The organism is Microbacterium sp. NPDC055357, from assembly GCF_053644835.1.
Genome location: NZ_JBSHLZ010000003.1, coordinates 49,362 through 72,811, shown reverse-complemented (window position 1 = coordinate 72,811; position 23,450 = coordinate 49,362). Strand labels below are relative to the sequence as shown.

Genomic DNA, 23,450 nt, shown 5'->3' with positions numbered 1-23,450 from the left:
CCGTTCGGTACGTTGGCGAGTCTAGCCGGGGTCGGACGGAAGGATCAGTCCCATGCCGAAGGCGTACGCGGTGCTCGCGCCGAGCGCGAGGGGCTCGACTATCCCTTCTGTCGATCGCAACGCGTCGAGTCCGACCAGCACGTCGGCACCCCCGAGATGCCCGAGTGTGCACCCGGTGAGAACCGTGCCATCGAGTCCGATCCCCACGCCATCGGCGATCATCTTGACGATCTGCGGCGAGATCTGATTGCACACGAGTCGGGCTGGCCGAACGCCGAAACGCCCCACCAGGCGATCGAAGGAGCGCCGGTAACCATTGAGATAGGTGTCCCGGATCTCGCCGCGGGGTCGATCGCTCACGACGCGGGTGTGGCCGTCCGTGCCCGCCGGCGGTAGGGCAGAACGGGTGCCGCCATGCGGGATCAAGACGTGCCCGTTGTAGTCGGCGCGGGTCGTGAACTCCGCTCCCGCGAACAGCGCAAAGCCGGGCCCTCGGCCGTCACCGACAACCGCGGCCGCGGCGCCGTCGGCCCATGCCCACATCCGACTCGCTGGATTGCGCGGGTCGACCGTCTGCGACCAGCGCTCCGCCGCCACGACAGCTGCGAGACCACCGCCCCGCGCGGAGAGCCAGCCTCGAATGAGATCGAGCGCGGAGAGCGACGCCGCGCAGCCCAGCGTGAGATCGAGCCCGACGCAGTCACCTGAGGCGCCGACCGAACCCATGATTTCGGTTGCTACCGACCATGACGGCGGGTAATCGCGGGAGACACCCGTGAAGATGACCATCTCAAGCTCTGCGGCAGCGACGCCGGAATCGTCGAGTGCTTTCCACAGCGCTTCCGCGCCGAGTGTGCTCGGGTGCTGGTCTTCGGTGGCATGGCAGGCGACTCGCCAGCTGCCGTATCCCGAAACGTCGACGCCGAGTTCGGCCGCCTCCGCCACGACGTCCACCGCAGGCGGGAGGGCTGAGCCGAGACCCAACAATGGCAGCGACGGCTCCGGGCTCATGTGAGCTCCGGCTGCGATGTTGAAGAGGCGCCGATCACAGTGTCACGCAGCGGCTCTCCATGCAGTGCCCGATGCAAGTTCGCGCAGAAGTGGGAAAGTCGACGTTCGAGCATGCCGTCCTGGGTGGGCGCCGAATGGAACGAAAGCCGCGCGTTGGGGGCTGTCCACAGCGCACTGGAACTCGGAAGTGGTTCCTCGATCGTGACGTCGAGGGCGGCGGCACCGAGGGTGCCGGAGATCAAGGCCTCCGCTACCGCATCCTCGTCGAGGAGTGCTCCACGGGCGACATTGACGAGGATCGCCCCGGGCGCCATCCCCTCGATCTCCGACCAGCCGACGAGTCCCGTGTTCTCCCGGTGATCGCTCGCGCAGATCACAACGGCGTCGGCGCCGGCCATCGCGGACCGCAGGTCGGTGGTTGTCGCGACCCCGTCGAGGGGAGCGACGTCGCGACGAACTGCTGCGATCACGAGCATCCCGAGGGCGACGGCGCGGGTCGCGACCGCGCGACCGATCCCGCCGAAACCGACGACGCACAGGCGCATCCCGGCGACGCGCCGACCGAAGCGAAGCGAAGAGTCGCGCCGACGCTGCGCGTCGGCGAGCTCGGGAAGCCGCTTTGTATGCTCCATGATTCGGGCGATTGCGAACTCGGCCACGCCTTCCGCATTCACTCCAGGGGAGTGCGTGACCGCAACCCCCGCGATCGGTAGCCCTGCGCCGGTGAGGTGGCTCGTGCCGGATGAGATCAGATGACACCAGCGGAGTCGGGGTGCTCTGATGGCGAGCGCCTCCGGCACATCGAGCGCGACGAGAACATCGGCCTCCGCGAACGCGGTGAGCTGAGCAGGGCTGAGTTTCGGTCCAGCGCCGGCTGCCCGATCGGCGGATCGTGCGAGCCGCCTGGAGGTGTCTTCGCGGTAGTGCTCGCGCACCACGCGCACTCCGGGCCCGACGGCCTCGATCGCATCCACCGCGGCGTCTCCGTCGAGATACTCCGTGGCGAGCAAGACGACGGGGCTCATGCGGGGAGATCGGCGAGAAGCTCGAGTGCCCGATCGGCGAGCATGCGGGCACGGTCCTCGATCTTGTCGGCGGTGATGTTCTGCATCGGGTGGGGCAAGAGTGCGAGCGGAATCGCGCGGTCTGTGCGCTGATAGGCCATAGCTCGGTCAACCTGTTCGCGGAAGGGTTCGGTGAGCACGGCTACGCCAGCGATGCCGCGGGCGTTCAGCATCACCGAGTCGACTGATGAGGAGGCCGAGCAGCTCCCGCAGTCCGAGACGCCGCAGAAGACCAGGCCTTCCTCGTTCGACAGCGAGTCGAGGATCGCGGGGCTCATGGGCGTGCCCGCTCCGGCCTTCTCGATCACGTCGGGAACGTCGACACCGGCCTGGCGCAACAGCTCGCCTGCTCTTGAGAGGATGGTATGCGAGTTTGGCTTCCGGTGATCGAGGAGCACCACGCGCCGCCGTTTCGGCATCGGGACGTCGAAGGGGTCGGGTGCTGGACGTGCGATCGGGTCGACGAGGAATTCGCAGGACAGGTCACCACAACTGGGCAGCCGTGTAGGGGGCAGGGTCGTCGGTGATGTCGTCATGGGCTCGTCTCCGTTCGTTCGCGGCGGTAGACCGGCTCAGTGTTCGATGCTGCGCCAGACATCGTTGCGACTGCCGGCCCAGGCTGGGATGACCGCCGAGAACTTCCCGCCCGGAGCGCCGGATTCGATGAAGTGAAACTTGCTGCTTGTGCGTACGGGGGGCCGCAGTTCGCCACGTACGACCGCGAGATCGCTCCGAGGGGCCGCGGGGATTCGTCCGACCCGGATGAGCTCGTCGGTCGGCTGAACGGCGTGCTCGGCGAGATACGCCTGCGCCTCGGCCCGGCTGAAGTCGCGAGTGACGAGCGCGGCGTGATCGGGGGCGAGCGTGATCACGTACGCGCCGTGCCGGTAGTAGATGTTCGTCGTGCCGAGGTGTGCGACGCAGCTCGCGATGGTGTCGAGGATGTCCGCCCCAGAGGTGCCGAAATGATTGTTGACACTGTTGGGTCCCTCGGCGGCCATCACCGAGACAGCCGATGCGCCGACTGGTGCGCCGACCTGACTGTGGAATCCCGGCCAGATCGGATCAGGGTGTTCGGCGATGAGGAACGAGAGGCGACCAGGATGCCCGACCGTGCCGTGGCTCTGCAGCGCACCGCCGCCTCGTCCGCAGAACAGTCGGACCAACTGTGCGAATCGACCGATCGTGGCATTCGCTCGAGCGTTGGCTCCGAGCGCGTTCGCTTCGTGGACAAGGCCGATCCGGTCCACGATCGGGCCGCTGACGAGGACGAGGGCGGCGACTCCGCCGGTGGTCACCTCGACGCCGCTGAGATTGACGGCCGGATCGAGCAGACATTCGGCCAAGGGGCGAAGCAGCGGGGCGTACGCGGTGGTGCAACCGGCCATGACGGCGGCGGCCGCGAGGTGCTCACCGCGCACTTCGATGGACTGGCTCGGGATGCCGCCGACGACCTCCGTCGCGCCCCAATGGAGCGCGTTGAGCATACTGTCGACGAGTGATTGATAGGGGGGAATGACCGGCAATCCGTCGGACCAGCCTGCTTTGAAGCAGTTTTCGATGTCTTCGATGGCGCCCGTGCTCATGAGTCTCCCTCCGCCGAACCGCGGGCGCTCGTTCGCGACCGCGTTTCGGCGAACCTTGGTTGCGAACCTAGCGTGTACCGATCGGTTGACACAAGAGATGAGAGAGCGTCCGGTCAGACGCCTCGGCAGTCTGGTCCTACCGCTTGATCGTTGCAGGACTACGTACTGGTCGGTACACTATTGTCGTGCCAGCAGATGAGCCGCTCCCCGAGAGCATCCGATATGAGGTTGACGCCGCGATCGCGACAATCACCCTGAATCGGCCCGACCGCTTGAACGCGTTCGCCGGGGACATGGCCTCTCGGTATCTCGCAGCGCTGCAGCGGGCGGATGACGATCCCGACGTGCGTGCCGTCATCGTCACCGGCAACGGGCGCGGATTCTGCGCGGGGGCAGACTTCTCGCGGCTCGAAGAACTCGATCTCGACGAGGTGCGGGAGCGTTCGGTGCGTGAACCGCGGGATGTCGCCATGCGGATCGGCACGCCGGTCATCGCGGCGGTCAACGGGGCCACGGCCGGAATCGGATTCGCGCACGCGCTCATGGCCGATGTGCGGTTCACGGTGCCAGAGGCCACCTGGACGACCGCGTTCGCCAAGATCGGGCTGGTCGCGGAACTCGGCATCTCATGGAATCTCGCGCAGCTCGTCGGCACCGGCCGAGCCCTCGATCTGCTCCTCAGTGCGCGACGGTTCACGGGCGCTGAGGCTTACGAATACGGGATCGCTCAGTTCTTGGTCGAGCCGGAGGAACTCATGCCCGCGGCGCGCGCGTACGCAACTCAGATCGTGGCGAACGACGCCGATTCGCTCGAGCACATGCGCCAGCAGGTCCGCCTGGACGCGGGCCGGCCATTCGATCAAGCCTGGACAGACGGCTATCAACGGGTGTTCGCCGCACTCGAGCGCGGGCGATTCCGGGACGCCGGTGACCGTCACCGTGGGAGCGCCTCGTGACGCGCGCGCGTGAGTTGGTCTCGGGGCTGCGGATACCGGTGTTGTGTGCTCCTATGTTCCTGGTCTCGGGGCCGGAGCTTGCGGCCGCCGCCTGTATGAACGGGATCGCGGCCGGCCTGCCGCGGCAGAACGCCAGGAGTCTCGCAGAGTTCGACGGCTGGCTCGGCCAGGTTCGGGCGCAACTCGACCGCATCCGGGAAGACGATCCGTCGCGCCCGGTCGGACCGCTGGCGGTGAACATCTCGAGAGCGATCATGCGTGACGCGCTCGACGAGCACCTCGACGTGCTCGAGCGACACGGCGTCGAACTTGTCATCTCGGCGCAGGGCGACCCGACGGCACTCACACGGCGAGTACACGACTGGGGCGGCGTGGTGTTCCACGACGCGACAACCGTCCGATTCGCCGAGAAAGCGGTTGAAGCCGGTGTCGATGGGATCGTCTGCATCGGCGCCGGCGGCGGCGGGCACTCCGGGCTCGTCTCGCCGTTCGTGCTCATCCCCCGTGTGCGGGAGATGTTCGATGGAGTGGTGATCGCCGCCGGGGCCATCGCGGACGGTCGTGCGATCCTCGCTGCGCAGGCCCTCGGCGCCGACCTCGTCTCCATCGGGACGCGATTCATCGCGACCCGCGAATCGCTCGCACCGAACGACTACAAGCGGATGATCGTCGAGGCGCAGACGACCGATCTTGACTTCTCCGCCGACGTCTCCGGGTTGCCCGTGAACTGGCTCGTGCCGTCATACCGCCGGGCGGGTCTCGACCCGGCGAACCTTCCGCGGGCCGCGGCGATCCGCGACTATGCGCATCTCCCCGATGGTGTGCGCCCGTGGAAGGACATTTGGTCGGCAGGGCAAGCGGTCGACCTGATCGATGACATCCCGACGGTCGGCGAGTTGATCGCCCGTCTCGAACACGAATATCGCACCACGCTCGCAGGGTTGAGCGCGGCAGCACCGATGACACCACACCTCGCCCAGGAAAGCAGGAGCATATGACCACGGCAGCACAGAGCCGCGCCTTCGAGGATGCCACTGACGCCGACTTCGACGAGCGGGACATCGACCTCGATCGAGCCGCCGTCGGCGAGGTCGCCGCAGTGCGCGACCTCGCTTTCCTCGGTACCGCGACGCCAGAGGCGATCCGGAACTTCGCGTTCTCCTACGGCGACGACAACCGGCTTTTCGTCGAGCCCGACTACGGCACCACCACTCGGTGGGGCGGGCAGATCGCCCCGCAGATCCTCGCGGCGATCCTGAACACGCCCTTGCGCGGTGATCGCCTTCCGCGCGAGTTGCGCGGCGGTGCCTATCGGGGTATTCACGCCTTCGTCTCCGGCGGCACGTGGGAGTGGTACCGCCCGATCCACGCCGGCGACCGGCTGTACTCGTTCAAGGGACTCGACTCAGTCGAGGTGAAGTCATCCGAATTCGCGGGTCGGTCGGTCATTCGGGTCAATCGAGAGGTGAAGTTCAACCAACGGGGCGAGGTGGTCGGGGTCTACCGGACTCTCATCATCCTCACGCCGCGCAAGAAGGCTCGCGAAACCGGCAAGTACAAGGATGTTCCGGAACCCTCCTACACGGCGGATGACATCGCGCGCCTCGACGAGGTATTCGCCGCTGAACAGGTCCGAGGGGCGGAGACGCGGTACTTCGAGGACGTCGCCGTCGGCGATTCGCTCGGCACGATGGCGAAGGGGCCACTCACTACGACCGACATGATCGTGTTCCACGCTGGCGGGTACGGGTTCGTCCCGTACGGGTTGAAAACGTCTCGGCTGAACTGGCGGAACCGCCAGCGGATCCCCGCGTTCTATGTCGAGAATGAGTTCGGAGTTCCCGACGTGGCGCAGCGCGTGCATTGGGACTCCGATTGGGCGAAGGCGATCGGCAACCCGCGCGCATACGACTATGGCGTCCTGCGCGAATGCTGGCTCCACCACTATCTGACCGACTGGATGGGCGACGACGGCTTCGTGGTGCGCCAGCACGACGAAATCCGAAAGTTCAACTATCAGGGGGACATCCAGTACCTCACCGGCGAGGTGGTCGGTACACGGCGCGACGGCGGCGCGAACCTCGTGGACGTGACGATTCGAGCGACGAACCAGCGTGGCGAGGAGACAGCGCGAGGAGAGGCGACCATCTCGTTGCGCAGCCGCGAGACCGGGCTGTCCCTGTTTCCTCCTGTGCCCGCGGAGTTGCAGGCGAAAGCGCTCGAGATGCTCGATCGGCACGGCGAACTCTTGCGCGAGTCCTCCGCCGGCTGATCCGCGGTACGGATCCTATGAAAGCAGTTCGACCGGGGGAGGGGCGATGGGTGGCCGACTCGAAGGCAAGGTCGCGGTCGTCACCGGTGCTGCCTCGCGCGGCGACGGGACCGGCAATGGCGCGGCAGTCGCCCTCCGGTTCGCGCGCGAAGGCGCCGCGGTCGTCCTCGTCAATCGCGACGCGGAGCGTGTAGGCCGCCTCGCGGAGGTTATCGCGGCCGAGGGCGGTCGCGCCGTGGCCGTCGCGGCTGACGTCACCGATCCGGAGCAGGTCGACGGACTGTTCACGGAAGTCACGGATCGCTTCGGGGGTCGACTCGACGTGCTGCACAACAATGTCGGCACCGCGCTGCCCGGCACGCCTGAAACCGTTTCGCTGGTGGACTGGCGATCGGTGCTCGACTCGAACCTCACGTCGGCGATGCTCTGCAGTGGCCGAGCGATTCCCGCGATGCGGTCCTCAGGTGGAGGGTCCATCGTCATGGTGTCCTCGATCTCTGGTTCAGTCGGTTACACCGGTGCGCCCGGGTCCGTGGCCTATGCAGCCGCGAACGCCGGCCTGCACGGCCTGACACGCAGCATCGCCGGCCAGTATGCGAGCGCCGGAATCCGCGCGAACTGCATCGTCGTGGGATCGGTCGACTCGCCGATGGTCGCTCATCTCGGTGCCGACGCGCGTGCTCGGCGCGCTGCAGCGGTGCCGCTGGGGACCGTGGGGACTGCCTGGGATATCGCCAGCGGTGCGGTGTATCTCGCCTCTGATGAGGCGCGGTGGGTGACCGGAGTCATCCTCCCCATCGACGGCGGCTTCACCGCAATCCGTGAGCGGCCGGCGTGATGACGGTGCTCGTTCGCGAGGACAGTGTCGGACTCGTCTCCGGACCCGTGCGCTGCTCGTGGACCCCGGACGACGCTGTGCTCTATGCGCTTGCCGTCGGACTCGGTCCGGACGCCCTCGAGTACACGACCTCCGATACCCCTGAGCTTCCTCAAGAAGTCCTTCCTACGTTTCTCGCGACCCGGCTGCGCGTGCCGGAGGTGATGACGCTGCTCGGCGTCGTCGCCGACGCGACCGTCGTTCACGCTGCGCAGCGCATCGAACTCTTCGAGCCGGTCGCGGCCGCCGGAGTGCTCGAAGCGACAGCCACGATCGTTTCTGTCGAGGTCGACCAGGCGGGTATTCGCGGCAAGGTCGAGATCGACATCGTAGGGCGTCGGCCGGTCGGCGGCGCGATCGTCGCAATTGCGCGCCGAACGCTCGTCGTGCGGGACCCTGCCCTCCTGCGTCGCGCCGGTGACGGGCCCACGCGTCCGCATCCGCGGATCCCCCACGGTGCGCATCAGCTTCGTCTGCCGACCCGGCCAGAGCAGGCCCTGCTCTTCCGGCTCTGCGGCGATCGGAACCTCATCCACAGCGCGCCATCGGCCGCTGTAGTGGCGGGGTTCGACAGGCCCATTCTCCACGGCATGTGCACTTTCGGCGCAGCCACAGCGCAGATCCTCGCCGCCGGTCTCGTGCCCGCGAGCACCGTTACGATCGTCGAGGCGGCGTTCTCTCGTCCGGTGCAGCCGGGGGACGCGCTGCGCATCGTCGCGGACCTGGTTGTCGATGGCGTCGAGTTCGTCGTGCTGGGCGACGCGGGCATCGTGCTCCGCGCCGGGCGGATCGGCACCCGCTCACGTGAGTGAATGCTGGGCGAGCCAGCGAGTGCGTACCGTCGCGCTCCGCGTGTAGTCACTCCCGACCCATCGAAGCCGGATCCGCTTGCGACGCCCGAGCCCGGGTGAGAAAGTCCTCGATCGACTCGCTTATGGACTGACTGAACGGTACACTCGTCGAGAACACCAATGTGGCTGTCCGTCGACCTGTCGGCGGCCGAATTTCGAGAGGGCCGGATGCGAACCGTTCTCACGCGATTGCTGACCGCGATCCCCCTCGTTCTGCTCGTCGTCTCGGGCACCTTCTTCTTGTCGATCGCCTCCAATGTGGATCCGGCTGAGGTCATCCTCGGAGGCGCGGCGACGCAGGCGCAGATCGATGAATTGCGGGACCAGCTTGGTCTCAACCGGCCACCGCTGGAGCAGTACTGGGCGTGGCTCACCGGGCTCTTCCGTGGGGACCTCGGGGTATCGCTTTATACAGGGACCCCGGTGACGACGATGTTCGCTAACGCGCTGCCCGTCACCCTCTCGCTCACGCTTGGCGCGCTGCTTGTCGGGATCGTGCTCGGCGTCGGCGCAGGCCTGCTCGCCTCGGTCGTGGCCGGCGGTTCGACTGACCGAACGATCATCCTGCTCTCTACTGTGGGACAGGCCGCGCCGAGCTTCCTCATCGGCATGCTGATCATCTACGTGTTCTCGCTTCAGCTCGGTTGGTTTCCCGCAACCGGCTACGTCCCGTTCGGCGCCGACCCACTCGGCTGGCTGGGGTCGCTTGTGCTGCCGTCCATCGCGCTCGGCGTGGGCGTCGCCGCGGCGCTGTCGCGTCAGACCCGCTCGAGCATGGTCCTCGCGCTGCAGCGCGACTTCACGCGGACCGCCCTGAGCAAGGGACTCTCCCGTCGCCGAGTCGTTCTCAAACACGCCGCGCGCAACGCCGCATCCCCGGTTGTCACCTCGATCTCGTTCCAGGTCGCGAGTCTGCTCGGCGGCGCGATCGTCATCGAACGGCTGTTCGCTCTCCCAGGACTCGGATCACTCACGATCGATGCGGTGCTCAAGTACGACCCTGCGGTGATCCAGGCGGTCGTGCTGTTCTCCGTCGTGATCGTCGTCCTCGTCAATCTTCTCGTCGACATCTCCTATGCCTGGATCAATCCGAAGGTGCGGGTCTCATGAGCGCGCAAGTCCCCGGAATCACGACGCCAGCTACGGCATCAATCGCCTCGCTGCAAGGCCGGCCCGGTCGCCGCGGCAACCGCTTCACCTCGCGGATCTTGCGGCAACGCACCCTGCTCGTCTGGAGCGGTGTGGTCATCCTGATCGCGTTGCTCAGCGTACTCGCCCCGGTGATCTCGCCGTATGATCCGAACGTCGGCGCCCTCGCCAGCACTCTTCAGCCCCCCTCGGCTGATCACTGGTTCGGTACGGACCGGTTCGGCCGCGACGTTCTCACGCGAGTCCTCTACGGTGGCCAGGTCGCGTTGCTGGCGGGCGTTCTCGCGGTCGCGATCGCGCTCATTGTGGGCGTCTCAGTCGGTCTCATCGTCGGCTACGTCGGTGGCTGGGTCGATCGCATCGTCATGCGCCTCGTCGACGGGGTCATGTCGGTGCCGTTCCTCGTGCTCGCGATCGCGGTCATCGCCGCGATCGGCACCGGATTGCAGAACGCGATGGCCGTGGTCGGCCTCGTCTACGCCATGTCGGTGATCCGTCTCGTCCGCGGCGAGATGCTCTCGGCCAAAGAAGAACTCTATGTCGACGGCCTCAAGGTGTCGGGCGCGCGCGGTGGGCGCATCGTGTTCCGGCACATCCTCGCGAACATCGCGCCGCCGATCATCGTTCAGGCGACGCTGATGTTCGCCACCGCGGTGATCGCCGAGGCCACGCTCTCGTATCTCGGACTCGGCGTCCCCGCTCCGACGGCGAGCTGGGGCTCGATGCTCGCAGACGCGCAATCGACCCTCCGGCAGCACTTCTACCTCGTGATCCCGCCGGGGCTCGCCATCTTCATCACCGTGCTCGCGATCAATCAGGTTGGCGAAGGATTGCGCGACGTGTTCAGCCGTGAGATCACCGTCGGCCGGCTCGGGCTCAATGTCGTTCGCAAGGCCCCGCCCGCGGCGGTGTCAGAACCGCACCCGGCGCCGGTGCTGCCGGACCGCCCGATCGCTCTCGAGGTCGAGGAGCTCACCGTGTCGTTCCCGAGCGCCGGGGGCCGCGTCGAGGTGGTCCAGCATCTCGATCTCCAGCTTCGACGTGGCGAAATGCTCTGTCTCGTCGGGGAATCGGGATCCGGGAAATCAGTCACCGCGATGTCGATGCTCGGCCTTGTCGCGAACCCGGGTCTCGTCGATGCCGCGAGCGTTCGGCTCGATGGGGAGGAGATCAGCGGGCTCGACTTCGCCGCGATGCGGTCGATTCGCGGAGCCCGCATCGGTGTCGTCTTCCAAGACCCGATCGGCAGTCTCAACCCGACCTTCACCGTCGGGAACCAGATGGTGGAGGCGATCCGCGAACACCTCGATCTCTCCCGCGCTGAGGCGAAGGCGAGGGTCATCGAGCTGTTCGACCTCGTCGGGATCCCCCGTCCGAAGGAACGGTTCGACGACTACCCGTTCCAGTTCTCCGGCGGTATGGCGCAGCGCGTCATGATCGCCATGGCGCTCTCCTGCGACCCGGCCGTCCTCGTCGCGGATGAGCCGACGACGGCTCTCGACGTCACCGTACAGAAGCAGATCCTCGAGCTGCTGCTACGGCTCCGCGACGATCGCGGACTCGCCGTGCTCCTGATCACCCACGACCTCGGCGTCGTGTCCGAGGTCGCCGACTCGGTTGCGGTCATGTATGCGGGGCAGATCATCGAGCGCGGTCCGGTCGCCGAGGTGTTCAGCCGACCCCTCCACCCATACACTCAGGGGCTGCTCGACTCGATCCCTCTCAACCGCGCGTCAGACGGTCCGCTGGCATCGATTCCCGGGGTTGTCCCGCAGCCAGCGGACTGGCCTGTCGGCTGCCACTTCGCCGATCGCTGCGCTTTCGCGGTCGACGCCTGCCGGACCGACCCGGTGCGGCTCGAGTTCGGCGCGGATCCGCGTCGAGTGGTCCGATGCATCCGAGCAGACGAACTGCGACTCAGCGGGATCGGCGAGCTCGAGAGGAGCATGTCATGACCGCAATCGCGCCAACATCGGATTCGGTGCTGTCGGTCGAGCATCTCTCCATCGACTTCAAGGGCGGTCGACCGAAATTCGGGGCCAAGCGCACCATAGTCAATGCCGTCATCGACGCGAGCCTGGCGGTCGCGGATGGTCGAACACTCGGGCTGGTCGGGGAATCCGGATCAGGCAAGACGACGATCGGGCGTGCCGTCCTGCGCTTGAACACCCCGAGCTCGGGTCGGATCGACGCGGCTGGCTTCCGGGTCGATCAGTTCGGCGCGAACGCGCCGTTGGCCTACCGTCGGGCGGTGCAGGCAGTCTTCCAGGACCCGCTCGGATCGCTCGACCCGCTGCTGGAGGTCCGCCAGCTGCTCGAGGAGCCGCTTCGGATCCATCTCGATCTCGATGCCGCAGCCAGGCGCGAACGGGTGGGCGATCTGCTCGAGATGGTCGGGCTCAGTCGAGCGCATCTGAGCCGGTACCCGTATGAGCTCTCCGGCGGCCAGCGGCAACGCGTCGCCATCGCGAAGGCGCTCGCGGTCGACCCGCGGCTCATCGTCCTGGATGAGCCGGTTAGCGCGCTTGACGTATCGGTGCAAAGCCAGATCATCAATCTGCTCGACGATATCCAGCGCACGAGCGGGGTTTCGTACCTCTTCATCGCGCATGACCTCGCGGTCGTGCGTCACGCCAGCCACGATGTGGCGGTGATGTACCGCGGTCGCATCATGGAACGGGGGCCGGCGGACCGAGTCTGCGGATCTCCCGCGCACCCGTACACCCGGCTGCTCTTCGATGCCGCCCCCGACCCGCGTCCACGTGATGACCGCGAGCACGAGACGACGAGCGCATTCCGAGGACCGCGGCCCGAACTCGGTCTCGAACCGACGCCGCAGGGCTGCCCGTTCTTCGCACGATGCGCACTGCGCCGCGTCGAGTGCGCCACAGCCTTCCCCGAACCCACGTCAGTGCCCGGTGGCGGCGAGATCGCGTGCTTCTCCGCTGCCGAGGCGATCGCTGGGCCGTACGACGCCGACCACCGTCCGGCAGTTCTCCCCACTGCTCCCCCTTTGATCACCGGGACATCGACGTCCCCTCTCTCGGAAGGAACACCATGAATCACCTACGACGCACGTCAGCGATCGGCGCGCTCGCGCTGAGCGCGGCGTTGTTCCTGACGGCATGCTCCGGCGGTAGCGGGGGCGCACCTACCAACGCGCCCGTCGACAAGAACCTCTTGGAACACACCAGTTACGAGGCGCTGCAGGCGATGATCGTCGCCGATGGCGCCCCGGCGGAGCCGACGGGAACCGTGCGGTACGGATCGTGGATCTCCAACAACGGATTCGACCCGCAGTCGCTCACCACCCACCAGGGCAGCAACCTGCAGCCTGGGTACGAGCCCCTCTTCCAGCTTGACGAGAAGCTCGAGCCGCTGCCGTGGCTCGTCTCTGAGTGGGACGAGGTCGACGAAACCAGCGTTCGTCTCACCCTCCAGGAGGGCGTCGTCTTCCACGATGGAGGGGAGTGGAACGCGGAGGCCCTGAAGGCCAACCTTGACCGCGCCGCCGCAACGACGACGAGCCCGAACTACAACATGTACCAGCTCGTCGAGTCAGTAGCGGTCGAGGATGACCTTGTCGCGCTCGTGACCTTCACGCAGCCATACCCGAACTTCTACTACAACTTCGCCACCACCGCCGGTTTCATGATCAGCCCCAAAGCGCTCGCTGAGGGGCGCGACCTATCCAGCACCCCCGCCGGCTCGGGCGGCTGGGTATTTCAGGAGGACGAGTTCGTCGAGGGCAGCAAACAGGTCTGGGAGGCGAATACCGACTACTGGAACCCCGATGCCGTCAAGATCGAGCGCATCGAGACCAACATCTACACGGATCCGACGGCTCGCCTGAACGCCTACTCATCGGGTCAGATCGACATCATTTCCTATGTCCCCGACGCGAATCTGGCGCTCGTCGAGACGGATGACTCGCGAGTCTTCTCCGATCTGACCATCGCGACCACGTTCCTGCTCCAGGACAGAGACGGCACGATAGTGCCCGCACTCGGCGATGAGAAGGTCCGGCAGGCGATCGGCCTTCTGATCGACCGGGAGGGATTCAACGCCGCCGTGCTCGGCAACAGCGGTCTGCCGTCGGGCGGTTTCTCATCCCCGGCACTGCCCTGGTTCAACCAGGAACTCGACGAGCGCGTGCGTGACGTCGAGGCGTCGAAAGAGCTGCTGGCCGAAGCGGGGTACCCTGACGGCTTCGAATTCGAAGTCTCGAGTGCGCCGTCGATCGCTCAGGCGGTCATCGCCGTGCAGCAGATGCTCGCCGAAGGTGGGATCACCATGAACATCGTCGACCTTCCGCCGACTGATCACACCGCGGCTCAGCGCCGCGGAGACTACGCCGCGACCTACATCATCCCCACCGCCGTCGACATCGATCAATGGTGGTCGCGGTCGATGTCGAACGAGGGCACGCTCAACCCGTTCGGGCTGGACGATCTGGCCGACCTCGAGGAGGAGTATGTGGATTCGCTCACGCTCCCCGAGGCCGACCGTGCTCCGGTGATGCAGATGCTGCAGGAGCAGGTCATCGAACGCGGCGTCGCGTTCCCGCTCAGCCTTCGCTCGCGGATCGCGGCGGCGACCGACGCGGTCGTCGCCGTGCAACAGCCGTTCTTCGCCCCCGAAGACTGGAGCCCGCGACCCTACTACCTCTGGCTCAACGACTAAGCACGCTCCCTCATCCACCTCAGATCCATCAAAGGAGAACACCACGTGTCGCTGACGACGTTGCTCGACCCGCAGTCGATCGCCGTGATCGGAGCATCGGGAAAGCCCGACTCTGTCGGCGGACGCATTCTTGCCCAGGTATCCAGCTCGTTCTCGGGGCCGATCTACCCGATCAACCCGAAGTATGACGAGATTGGCGGCCGGCAGGCGTATGCGACGATCGGCGACATCGGTCAGCCGGTCGAACTCGTCCTCGCGGCGGCGCCGAGCCGGTTCGTGGTCGAGGCGCTGCGTGACGGCGCAGCAGCCGGTGCGACAGCGGCAGTGGTGTTCTCCTCCGGCTTCGCGGAGATCGGTGGTGACGGGCCTGCCCTGCAGGCCGACCTCCGCGCTCTGGCCGACCAGACCGGCATGCGGATCATGGGCCCCAACTGTCTCGGATTCGCGAGCTTCCGGGGTGGGCCAACCGCCACCTTCACGCGCATTTCGTTCGAACCGAAGCCGGGCAACATCGGCGTTGTTGCCCAGAGCGGCTCGACGGGGATCGGTGCGGCCAGTCTGCTGCGCGATGACGGAGCCGGCATCGGGTTCTGGGCTGCGACGGGCAATGAACTCGATGTCACCGTCGGTGACATTTCGGCCGAGCTGCTGGGGAACCCGGACTTCGGGATCGATGTGATCGCGACGATCATCGAGACGGCGGTCAACGCCGAATCGCTACTGCGAGCCGGTCGGGACGCGGCGGAATCGGGTCAACGGATTGTCGCGCTCAAGGTTGGTAGCACCGACCGTGGACGGGCGGCCGCGCTCAGCCACACGGCGGCGATCACCGGGGACTACGCGACGTTCGCGGCTGCCTGCGAGCAGAACGGTATCGTGCTCGTCAAAACCATCCGTGAGCTGGTCGACACCGCGCGCGGGTTCGCGACGCGTCGATTGCCGAAGGGCCGCAGGGTCGCGGTGATCAGCAGCAGCGGCGGGCAGGGAGCCATCATGGCCGACGCGACCGAGCGCGCCGGGCTCGAGCTGCCGCCTCCCAGCCTCGCCATCCAGCAGCGACTCCGCGAGGCGCTGCCGTCGTTCGGGTCGGCAGCGAACCCGATCGACATCACCGGCAACCTCGTCAATGATCTCAGCGCCGTTGAGCGAGTGCTCACCGAAGTGGACCAGTCGGGGGAGTTCGACGCGATCGCCTACAGCACCGTCGCCCGCACGCTGCCTGACGAGCTTCGCGACATGGTCGGGCGCGCGGCGAGTGCCTCAACGCCGTTCTTCGCGGTCGCGCACCAGCCCGACATGGTCGCCCACATGGCCGACCGCGGGGTCACCTGCTTCGCCGATGGAACCGCGCTCATCAACGTCCTCGGCCGGATGGCGGCGGCATCATCCGCGACCCCGTACTTCAATGTCGAGCTGCCCGAAACCGGTATCTCGGCGTTGCCCGAGGTGAAACCCGGAGCGCTGCCCGAGTCCGCGTCGAAGCATGTGGTCTCGCACCATGGGATTCGCGTTCCGCGCGAATGGATCGCCCAATCGATAGCTGAGGCGATCGCCGCGGTCGATGCCGCAGGCACCGCCGTGATGAAGATCGACGCGCCGTGGCTGCCGCACAAGTCGGATGTCGGCGGCGTGATCCTCGGCGTCCAAGGCCGCGACGCCGCCGAGACCGCGTACGCCCGGCTCGTCGAAATCATCGAGCGACTTCGCCCGGACCCGGCAGCTTCGTCGCGGATCCTCGTTGCAGAGCAGATTCCCCCCGGTCTAGAGCTCATGATCGGGATGACCCGTGATGAGATATTCGGCCCGGTCATCACGGTCGCCGCAGGCGGCATCGGGACGGAGATCATGGCGCAATCCCAGGTTTCGGTCTCGCCGTTCAACCGGGCACGCGCGGAGGCGATGGTCGATCGGCTCTGGGACGGCCGTCTCGTGACGCACCGGCGGGGGATGAGCCCCGCGGCGCGTGACGGGCTCATCGATGCCCTCATGGCGCTGCAACGCCTTGCGATCTCGGAACCGTCGGTGACCGAAGTGGATGTGAACCCGCTGCTGGCCACCGCCGACGGCGTCGTGGCGGTCGATGCACTCGTGGTCGTCGGCTACGGAACCGACGCGGAACCGGTAGAAGGAGCGGCCGCGTGAGCGGCCGGACGAACTCGACGGTCGCGCGTCGCGTCGAGCATATTCTCGCGATCGATCCAGCATCCGCAGCACTGGAGTTCCGAGGTGCTTGGTACACATGGGGCGATCTCACTCAGATCGGCACGCAGATCCAGTCGATCCTCGACGCGGCAGGCATCGCCGAGGGGGCTGCCATCGCGGCGGTAATGCGGAATCGACCCGCGACCGTGGCGACCGTGTTCTCCGTGCTCGTGCACGGCCAGACCTTGGTCACGGTCTCGAGCATGCAGCCCGATGCCGCTCTCGCCGCGGAGATCGGGGGGCTGCCGGCCGCGGTCCTGCTCGCCGACCCGGAGGACTGGGCGAGGCCGGGTGTCCGTGAGGCAGCCGCCGTCGCGGGCACGCTCGCGATCTCCGTCGATGTGGGCGGCGCCGTGGTGCTTGAAGCGCTGCGGCGCGACGATGCGGAGGAGCACCGGTCGCCGGGCACCGCGGTGCTGATGCTCACGAGCGGGACGACGGGCCCCCCAAAGCGCGTGCCACTCGAATACGCCGCTTTCGACGCTGGCTACTCAGGTACTGCGCACTACGAGGGCGGCGAGTCGGTCCCGCGATTGCGTGACAGTGTGGCGCTCGTCATCGCGCCGCTGCTCCATGTGAGCGGGATCTTCACACTGCTTTTGAACGTGCAGGCCGGCCGCAAGATCGCGCTCCTCGAACGCTTCGTGGTCGAGGACTGGCTCGCACTCGTGACCGAGCACCGTCCGAAAGCGATCACGCTCCCGCCGACGGCATTGCGCATGGTGATGGCTGCGGGCGTCGAGCCCGAACTGCTGTCATTTGCTCGGAGCGTGCTCGTCGGAACCGCGCCGATCAGCCCCGAGGACCAGGCAGCGTGGGAAGAGCGGTACGGGATCCCGATCCTCGTGGTCTACGGCGCGACCGAGTTCGCCGGCGGGATCGCCGGATGGACCCTCGAGGATCATCGACGATTCATCCCGGACAAGCGAGGTTCGGTCGGGCGAGCACACCCCGGCGTCGACCTTCGAATCACGGATGAGTTCACGGGAGAGCCGGTGCCGACCGACGAGCCCGGCATCCTGGAGGTTCGCGCAGCCCAGCTTGGCGCGAAAGGACGCGATTGGGTACGCACTACCGACCGGGCGCGGCTCGATTCCGATGGGTTCCTTTGGGTACTCGGCAGAGCCGACGACGTGATCATCCGCGGCGGCTTCAAGATCTCCGCCGGCGCAGTCGTCGAGGCGCTCAAGCGGTGCCCGGCTGTCGTCGATGCCGGCGTCGTGGGCCTTGCCGACGCACGGCTCGGCGAGGTGCCGATCGCGGCCGTCGAACTCGCCACCGGGGCCGAGGTCACAGAAGACGACCTGCGGGATTACGTCAGGCAGCATCTCACGCCGTATCAAGTGCCCACCGAGATCCACATCGTCGAGCAACTCCCGCGTACCCCGTCGCTCAAGGTGAGCAGCCCGGGGCTCAGGACGCTCATCGCTGCGATCAAGGACGGGCAGGTGCGGCATGCGACTTGAGCTGAACGCCGACGAGCGCGAGTTTCGGGACCGTGCGAGGACATGGCTCCTCGAGAATATTCCGGAGGATCCGAGGCCGATCGAACCGATCGCGGCGGCCGAGTATGACCGCAGTTGGCAGCGGCGTCAGTTCGACGGCGGATGGGCTGGAGTCACGTGGCCCACCGAGTTCGGCGGTGCTGGGCTCTCGCTCACCGAACAGATCCTTTGGGTCGAGCAGTGCGCGCGACTCGACGCGCCCGAGGCAGGGCTCTTCAACATTGCCATGGGCCACGCCGGCCCTGTCATCATGACGCAAGGAGACGACGCGCAGCGAGCGCAGCACCTGGCCCCCATCCTCCGCGGTGAGTGCGCCTGGGCACAGGGGTTCTCCGAGCCGGAGTCTGGGTCGGATCTGGCGTCGATACGAACCAGGGCCGTCGTCGACGGGAACGACCTGGTGGTCACGGGGTCGAAGATCTGGACCACCAGGGGAGACGTGAGCGACTGGCAAGAGCTGCTCGTGCGCACCGACCCCGCCTCGGAACGGCACCGCGGGCTCTCATTCCTGCTCGTCGACCTTCGCAGCCCCGGCATCGAGATCGCTCCTATCGTCGGCATGGACGGCTCGGCACCGTTCTCTCAGGTGTTCTACGACGAGGTCCGGGTGCCGAAGTCGGGGCTTGTCGGTGAGCTCGGCGATGGATGGAGGGTCGCGATGGCCACACTCGGGTTCGAACGGGGGTCGATGACGTTCGGCTATGCCGTCAGGCTCATTCGGTTGCTGGATCGCGTCGCCCAGATCGCGCGCGATCGTGTGGACCGGCGCGGCCGCCCTGTGCTCGCCGACGATCGGGTCGCTGCCGATCTCGCTGATCTTGAATCCGAATGCATCGCGTTGCACGCGTTCGCGCTCACGGTCGTCTCGCAGACGGTGAAGACGGGCACGACAGGGCCGCAGGGCGCCATGCTCCGGCCCTTGTACGCGGAGACGGCGCAGCGGGTCAAACGATTCGCGTTCGAGATACTGGGGCGCGACGGGCTGGTGCTCGACCTCGACAGGGAGATCGTCACCGACTACCTCTACTCGGCGGCCCACACCATCGGCACCGGCACGAGCGAGGTGCAGCGCAATGTCATCGCCGAGCGCGTGCTCGGCCTCCCCCGAGCCTAAGACGGAAGAGAGTGCATCGTGGATCTGACGCTCAGTGACGAACATCTCGAACTTGCCGCCGCGGTACGGTCGTTCGTCAACGCGAATCTCATCACCGAAGACACCAGTGCGCCCAGCGATCAGCAGTGGCGTGCGGCGGCGGATCAGGGATGGCTCGCGATCGGCATTCCCGAGGATGCGGGTGGGTTCGGCGGCACGCTCGCGGACGAGGTGCAGGTGTTCGGGGAACTCGGCGCGCACTGCGCGCACGGCGGGTTCCTCGCCGCACTCATCGCGTCCCGCATGTCGGCGCTCGAAGGCGACGACGTGACCTTCGAGGCGATCGCCGGTGGATCCATGCGGGTCGCGCTCGCGTTCGCTGACGCACGCGCCCAGGATTCGCTCGTCGCGCTCGATACTGAGTCGGCCACCTGCCTCTTGTACGTCGACGAGGACGAACCCAGGATCGCGTTGTACGGACGGCAATCGTGGAGCATTCAACGAACGCTCGATCCAGTCGACCCTGCGACGACAGCGGCCGAAGTGGCGATTACTGCGGAGCCGCTCATCACGGTCAGCGGCGACGCGGCCGAGGAACTCATCACCCGGGCCGCGGTGCTCACGGCCGCGGCACTCGCTGGAATTGCCGACGCGGCCACCGGTATGTCGGTCGATTACGCGAAGGTCCGCATGCAGTTCGGCAGGCCGATCGGCTCCTTCCAGGCGGTCTCGCATCGCTGCGCAGATATGGCGATGCGCGCTGCCTCGGCAATCGCGGCGACCCGATTCGCGGCCGTCAGCGTCGACGAAGGTCACCCCGACGCTTCACGTCGTGCGGCCGCAGCACGTCGGGCCGCCGAACGGGCTGCGATCGAGAATGCCCGCGCGAGCATTCAAATCCACGGGGCCATCGGATTCACCTGGGAGCACCGTGCGCACCGGCTCATCAAGTATGCGCACCGGTTGGCATCCGGTTTCCAGGTCGAACAATTGCAGCGCGTCCGCCTCGTGCGCGCCACGGCCGCCGATAAGGAGCCCGCGCTGCTGCTCGATTGAGGCCGTGCGGCCGCACCCGTGTTGAGAACGATTCTCATTAGCTGTTAGAGTCTGCGAGTGACTTCGACGCGACGCATCCTGACCGCTGTGGCCCTGACCGCCACCCTCGCCCTCGCGGGCTGTTCGACCGGCGCCGAGGCCGAGGACGGTCGCATCTCGGTCGTCGCCTCGACGAACGTCTACGGGCAGATCGTCGAGGCGATCGGCGGCGACGCCGTGAGCGTCGTGTCGATCGTGTCGTCGGCCTCGCAGGATCCGCACTCGTTCGAGGCGAGCGCGCGCGACCAGCTCTCGGTGTCGCGCGCCGATCTCGTCGTGATGAACGGCGGCGGGTACGACGCGTTCATGGACGCCCTCGTCGACGGGGCGGGCGCGGTCCGGCCCGTCGTGCCCGCCGTCGAGTTCTCCGAGGCGACGCCCCCCGCCGACCACGGCGACCACGACCACGACCACGACCACGGCGACGACGACCACGATCACGACCACGACCACGACCACGGCGACGACGACCACGATCACGACCACGACCACGACCACTCGGTCAACGAGCACGTCTGGTACGACCCGCACGTCATGGCGCACCTGGCCGAGGCCATCTCGATGGAGCTGAGCGCGCTCGATCCCGACAACGCCGACGCGTTCGCGGCGAACCTGGCCGAGTTCACGAACGGCATCGACGAGATCGAGTCGACGCTCGGGACGCTGTCGACCGAATTCGGCGGCGCCGAGATCTTCGTGACCGAGCCCGTCTCGCTGTACCTGACCGAGGCGGCCGGCCTCGTCAACATCGCACCCGACGACTTCACGCACGCCGTCGAAGACGGGCGCGACGTGCCCGCGGCGACGCTGCTGGCCGCGACGAAGCTCCTGCAGTCCGGCCAGGTCGCCGCCGTCGTGGTCAACCGCCAGACCGGCGGGGCCGAGACGACCGCGATCGCCGACGACGCCGCGTCGCTCGGCATCCCGGTCGTCGAGTTCAGCGAGACGCTGCCCGAGGGCCAGACGTACCTCGAGTGGATGCAGGCCAACGTCACCCTGCTCGGCGAGGCGCTGCGCGGATGACCCACCCGCTCGTCATCCGCGACGCGTCGCTGCACCGCGGCGACCGTGAACTGTGGTCGGGTCTCGACCTCGACGTCGCGCCCGGCGAGCTCATCGCGGTGCTCGGGCCGAGCGGAACCGGCAAGACGACCCTCCTGCGCGCCATCCTCGGGCTCGAGCCGCTCAGCGGCGGTGGGATCGAGGTGTTCGGCCAGCGCGTGCACCGCCGCGGCAACCGCGGCGTCGGATACATCCCGCAGCAGCGACCGCTGCCGCCCGAGACGTCGCTGCGCGGCCGCGACCTCGTCGCCCTCGGCGTCGACGGGCACCGCTTCGGCCTGCCCTTCCCGCGTCGCGGCGATCGCGCCCGCATCGACGCGCTCGTCGACGCCGTCGGCGCGCGCGCGTTCGCCGACCGGCCCGTGGGCCTGCTGTCGGGGGGCGAGCAGCAGCGCCTGCGTGTCGGCCAGGCGCTCGCCGACGATCCGCGACTGCTGTTGTGCGACGAGCCGCTGACGAGTCTGGACCTCGCCAATCAGCAAGCCGTCATCGGGCTCATCGACCGCCACCGCCGCGACGCCGGTGCCGCCGTCCTGCTGGTCACGCACGACATCAACCCGCTCCTGGGCAAGGTGGATCGCATCCTGTACATCGCGAACGGCCGGTTCATGCTCGGCACACCCGGCGAGGTGCTGCGCTCCGACGTGCTCACCGACCTGTACGGCGCACACGTGTTCGTGCTGCGCGCGGGCGACCGGCTCGTCGTCGTCGGGGCCCCCGACGCCGAGAGCGCTCACCACCACCACGACGGAGAGCACGAATGAGCTGGTCCGACATCGCCGACGCCATGTTCGGGGGCCTGGGCGACTACGCCGAGATCCTCGGGATCGTGTCGAACTCCGTCATCGCGGGCGCCGTCCTCGGCCTCGTCGGAGGTCTTGTCGGAGTCTTCGTCATGCAGCGCGACATGGCCTTCGCCGTGCACGGCATCAGCGAGCTGTCGTTCGCGGGCGCCGCCGCGGCCCTGCTCATCGGCGTCGACGTCGTGACGGGCTCGATCGTCGGATCGGTGCTCGCTGCCGCGATCGTCGGCTGGCTGGGCGCCCGCGCGCGCGACCGCAACTCGATCATCGGCGTGCTCATGCCGTTCGGTCTGGGGCTCGGCATCCTCTTCCTCTCGCTCTACGACGGCCGCAGCGCCAACCGCTTCAGTCTGCTGACGGGCCAGATCGTGTCGGTGCAGACCGGTGAGCTCGGCTGGCTCATCGGCATCAGCGTCTTCGTGCTGGTCGGGATGCTGCTCATCTGGCGGCCCCTGCGCTTCGACTCGCTCGACCCGCAGTCCGCCGCCGCACGCGGAGTGCCGACGACAGCGGTGTCGCTCGCGTTCATGCTGCTGCTGGGCCTCATGGTCGCCGTCGCGGTGCACATCATCGGCGCCCTGCTCGTCATGGCGCTCCTGGTGACTCCCGCCGCCGCCGCGATGCGCGTCGCGACGGGACCGGTCGCCGTGCCCGTGCTCGCCGCCGTCTTCGGGTTCGTCTCGGCCGTGGGCGGCATCCTGCTCGCGATCATGGGCACGCTCCCCGTCAGCCCCTACATCACGACGATCTCGTTCGCGATCTACCTCGTGTGCCGGTTCCGCGGCTCCCGGGCACCGCTCAGAGCCCGCGGGTAGACTCCCCGGCATGGCCCAGCGGAACACGTGGCAGCGCGAGCGCGTGCGCGAAGCCCTCGCCGACACCCCGGGTTTCGTGAGCGCGCAGACGCTGCACGCGACGCTCCGCGAAGACAACACCGGCATCGGTCTGGCGACCGTCTACCGGGCTCTGGCGGGTCTCGCCGCGCAGGGCGAAGCGGATTCGCTGCAGAGCCCCGAGGGCGAAGCCCTCTACCGCGCGTGCACGACGACGGCGCACCATCATCACCTGATCTGCCGTTCGTGCGGACTCACGGTCGAGATCGAGGCGTCCGACGTCGAGCAGTGGGCCCGCCGCACCGCCGAGAGCCACGGCTTCGCCGAGGCCGAGCACGTCGTCGACATCTTCGGGCTGTGCGCGACCTGCGCGCGGTCGCGGACGAGCGAGCGTGTCGCGGGCTGATT

21 protein-coding genes are annotated in these 23,450 nt (G+C 67.4%); 17 read left to right on the top strand and 4 right to left on the bottom strand.

The window, feature by feature from the left end:
- Window positions 1-21: 21 nt before the first annotated feature.
- Genes ACWICD_RS05625 through ACWICD_RS05610 form a run of 4 tightly spaced genes read right to left on the bottom strand, consistent with a single transcriptional unit; the run spans window position 22 to window position 3,661 of the window.
- A complete protein-coding gene (locus ACWICD_RS05625) occupies window positions 22-1,011 on the bottom strand; it encodes a hypothetical protein (RefSeq protein WP_454139592.1) in 990 nt (329 codons plus the stop codon).
- Window positions 1,008-2,036: an NAD(P)-dependent oxidoreductase gene (locus tag ACWICD_RS05620; RefSeq protein WP_454139591.1), complete on the bottom strand. Its 1,029-nt coding sequence runs from the start codon at window positions 2,034-2,036 to the stop codon at window positions 1,008-1,010. The genes ACWICD_RS05625 and ACWICD_RS05620 overlap by 4 nt, the downstream gene beginning before the upstream one ends.
- Window positions 2,033-2,611 (bottom strand): UGSC family (seleno)protein, encoded by a 579-nt coding sequence (locus ACWICD_RS05615; RefSeq protein WP_454139590.1) that lies wholly within the window; start codon window positions 2,609-2,611, stop codon window positions 2,033-2,035. The genes ACWICD_RS05620 and ACWICD_RS05615 overlap by 4 nt, the downstream gene beginning before the upstream one ends.
- 36 nt (window positions 2,612-2,647) lie before the next feature.
- Window positions 2,648-3,661 (bottom strand): hypothetical protein, encoded by a 1,014-nt coding sequence (locus ACWICD_RS05610; RefSeq protein ID WP_454139589.1) that lies wholly within the window; start codon window positions 3,659-3,661, stop codon window positions 2,648-2,650.
- Between the two features lie 185 nt (window positions 3,662-3,846).
- Here ACWICD_RS05610 and ACWICD_RS05605 point away from each other — a divergent pair, with 185 nt between their 5' ends.
- The 17 genes from ACWICD_RS05605 (at window position 3,847) to ACWICD_RS05525 (ending at window position 23,448) form a co-directional block, all read left to right on the top strand.
- The gene (locus ACWICD_RS05605) at window positions 3,847-4,617 is read left to right on the top strand and encodes an enoyl-CoA hydratase-related protein (RefSeq protein WP_454139588.1); all 771 of its coding nucleotides are present in this window, start codon (window positions 3,847-3,849) and stop codon (window positions 4,615-4,617) included.
- Between the two features lie 53 nt (window positions 4,618-4,670).
- Entirely contained in the window at window positions 4,671-5,615 is a 945-nt protein-coding gene (locus ACWICD_RS05600; RefSeq protein ID WP_454139586.1) for an NAD(P)H-dependent flavin oxidoreductase, read from the top strand.
- The gene (locus ACWICD_RS05595; protein ID WP_454139585.1) at window positions 5,612-6,889 is read left to right on the top strand and encodes an FAS1-like dehydratase domain-containing protein; all 1,278 of its coding nucleotides are present in this window, start codon (window positions 5,612-5,614) and stop codon (window positions 6,887-6,889) included. The genes ACWICD_RS05600 and ACWICD_RS05595 overlap by 4 nt, the downstream gene beginning before the upstream one ends.
- 46 nt (window positions 6,890-6,935) lie before the next feature.
- On the top strand, window positions 6,936-7,727 hold the full coding sequence (locus ACWICD_RS05590) for an SDR family NAD(P)-dependent oxidoreductase (RefSeq protein WP_454139584.1): 792 nt from the start codon (window positions 6,936-6,938) through the stop codon (window positions 7,725-7,727).
- Window positions 7,727-8,578, top strand: coding sequence for a MaoC/PaaZ C-terminal domain-containing protein (locus tag ACWICD_RS05585; RefSeq protein WP_454139582.1), 852 nt, complete (start codon window positions 7,727-7,729; stop codon window positions 8,576-8,578). The genes ACWICD_RS05590 and ACWICD_RS05585 overlap by 1 nt, the downstream gene beginning before the upstream one ends.
- A gap of 207 nt (window positions 8,579-8,785) precedes the next feature.
- Window positions 8,786-9,727, top strand: a complete 942-nt coding sequence (locus ACWICD_RS05580; protein WP_454139581.1) for an ABC transporter permease — start codon at window positions 8,786-8,788, stop codon at window positions 9,725-9,727.
- Window positions 9,724-11,721, top strand: a complete 1,998-nt coding sequence (locus ACWICD_RS05575; RefSeq protein ID WP_454139580.1) for a dipeptide/oligopeptide/nickel ABC transporter permease/ATP-binding protein — start codon at window positions 9,724-9,726, stop codon at window positions 11,719-11,721. The genes ACWICD_RS05580 and ACWICD_RS05575 overlap by 4 nt, the downstream gene beginning before the upstream one ends.
- Window positions 11,658-12,827 carry an oligopeptide/dipeptide ABC transporter ATP-binding protein gene (locus ACWICD_RS05570; protein WP_454139579.1) on the top strand — a complete coding sequence of 390 codons (1,170 nt, stop codon included), beginning with the start codon at window positions 11,658-11,660 and terminating at the stop codon, window positions 12,825-12,827. The genes ACWICD_RS05575 and ACWICD_RS05570 overlap by 64 nt, the downstream gene beginning before the upstream one ends.
- Entirely contained in the window at window positions 12,824-14,449 is a 1,626-nt protein-coding gene (locus ACWICD_RS05565; RefSeq protein ID WP_454139578.1) for an ABC transporter substrate-binding protein, read from the top strand. The genes ACWICD_RS05570 and ACWICD_RS05565 overlap by 4 nt, the downstream gene beginning before the upstream one ends.
- Before the next feature lie 45 nt (window positions 14,450-14,494).
- Window positions 14,495-16,591 carry an acetate--CoA ligase family protein gene (locus ACWICD_RS05560; RefSeq protein WP_454139577.1) on the top strand — a complete coding sequence of 699 codons (2,097 nt, stop codon included), beginning with the start codon at window positions 14,495-14,497 and terminating at the stop codon, window positions 16,589-16,591.
- A complete protein-coding gene (locus ACWICD_RS05555; protein WP_454139576.1) occupies window positions 16,588-18,117 on the top strand; it encodes an ANL family adenylate-forming protein in 1,530 nt (509 codons plus the stop codon). Before ACWICD_RS05560 ends, ACWICD_RS05555 begins: the two co-directional genes overlap by 4 nt.
- Window positions 18,107-19,270, top strand: a complete 1,164-nt coding sequence (locus ACWICD_RS05550; protein ID WP_454139575.1) for an acyl-CoA dehydrogenase family protein — start codon at window positions 18,107-18,109, stop codon at window positions 19,268-19,270. Before ACWICD_RS05555 ends, ACWICD_RS05550 begins: the two co-directional genes overlap by 11 nt.
- A gap of 18 nt (window positions 19,271-19,288) precedes the next feature.
- Window positions 19,289-20,305, top strand: a complete 1,017-nt coding sequence (locus tag ACWICD_RS05545; protein WP_454139574.1) for an acyl-CoA dehydrogenase family protein — start codon at window positions 19,289-19,291, stop codon at window positions 20,303-20,305.
- 57 nt (window positions 20,306-20,362) lie between these two features.
- On the top strand, window positions 20,363-21,367 hold the full coding sequence (locus ACWICD_RS05540; protein ID WP_454139573.1) for a metal ABC transporter solute-binding protein, Zn/Mn family: 1,005 nt from the start codon (window positions 20,363-20,365) through the stop codon (window positions 21,365-21,367).
- A complete protein-coding gene (locus tag ACWICD_RS05535) occupies window positions 21,364-22,170 on the top strand; it encodes a metal ABC transporter ATP-binding protein (RefSeq protein ID WP_454139572.1) in 807 nt (268 codons plus the stop codon). The genes ACWICD_RS05540 and ACWICD_RS05535 overlap by 4 nt, the downstream gene beginning before the upstream one ends.
- Window positions 22,167-23,024 (top strand): metal ABC transporter permease, encoded by an 858-nt coding sequence (locus ACWICD_RS05530; protein ID WP_454139571.1) that lies wholly within the window; start codon window positions 22,167-22,169, stop codon window positions 23,022-23,024. Before ACWICD_RS05535 ends, ACWICD_RS05530 begins: the two co-directional genes overlap by 4 nt.
- A gap of 10 nt (window positions 23,025-23,034) precedes the next feature.
- The gene (locus ACWICD_RS05525) at window positions 23,035-23,448 is read left to right on the top strand and encodes a Fur family transcriptional regulator (protein WP_376127002.1); all 414 of its coding nucleotides are present in this window, start codon (window positions 23,035-23,037) and stop codon (window positions 23,446-23,448) included.
- Window positions 23,449-23,450 lie beyond the last annotated feature (2 nt).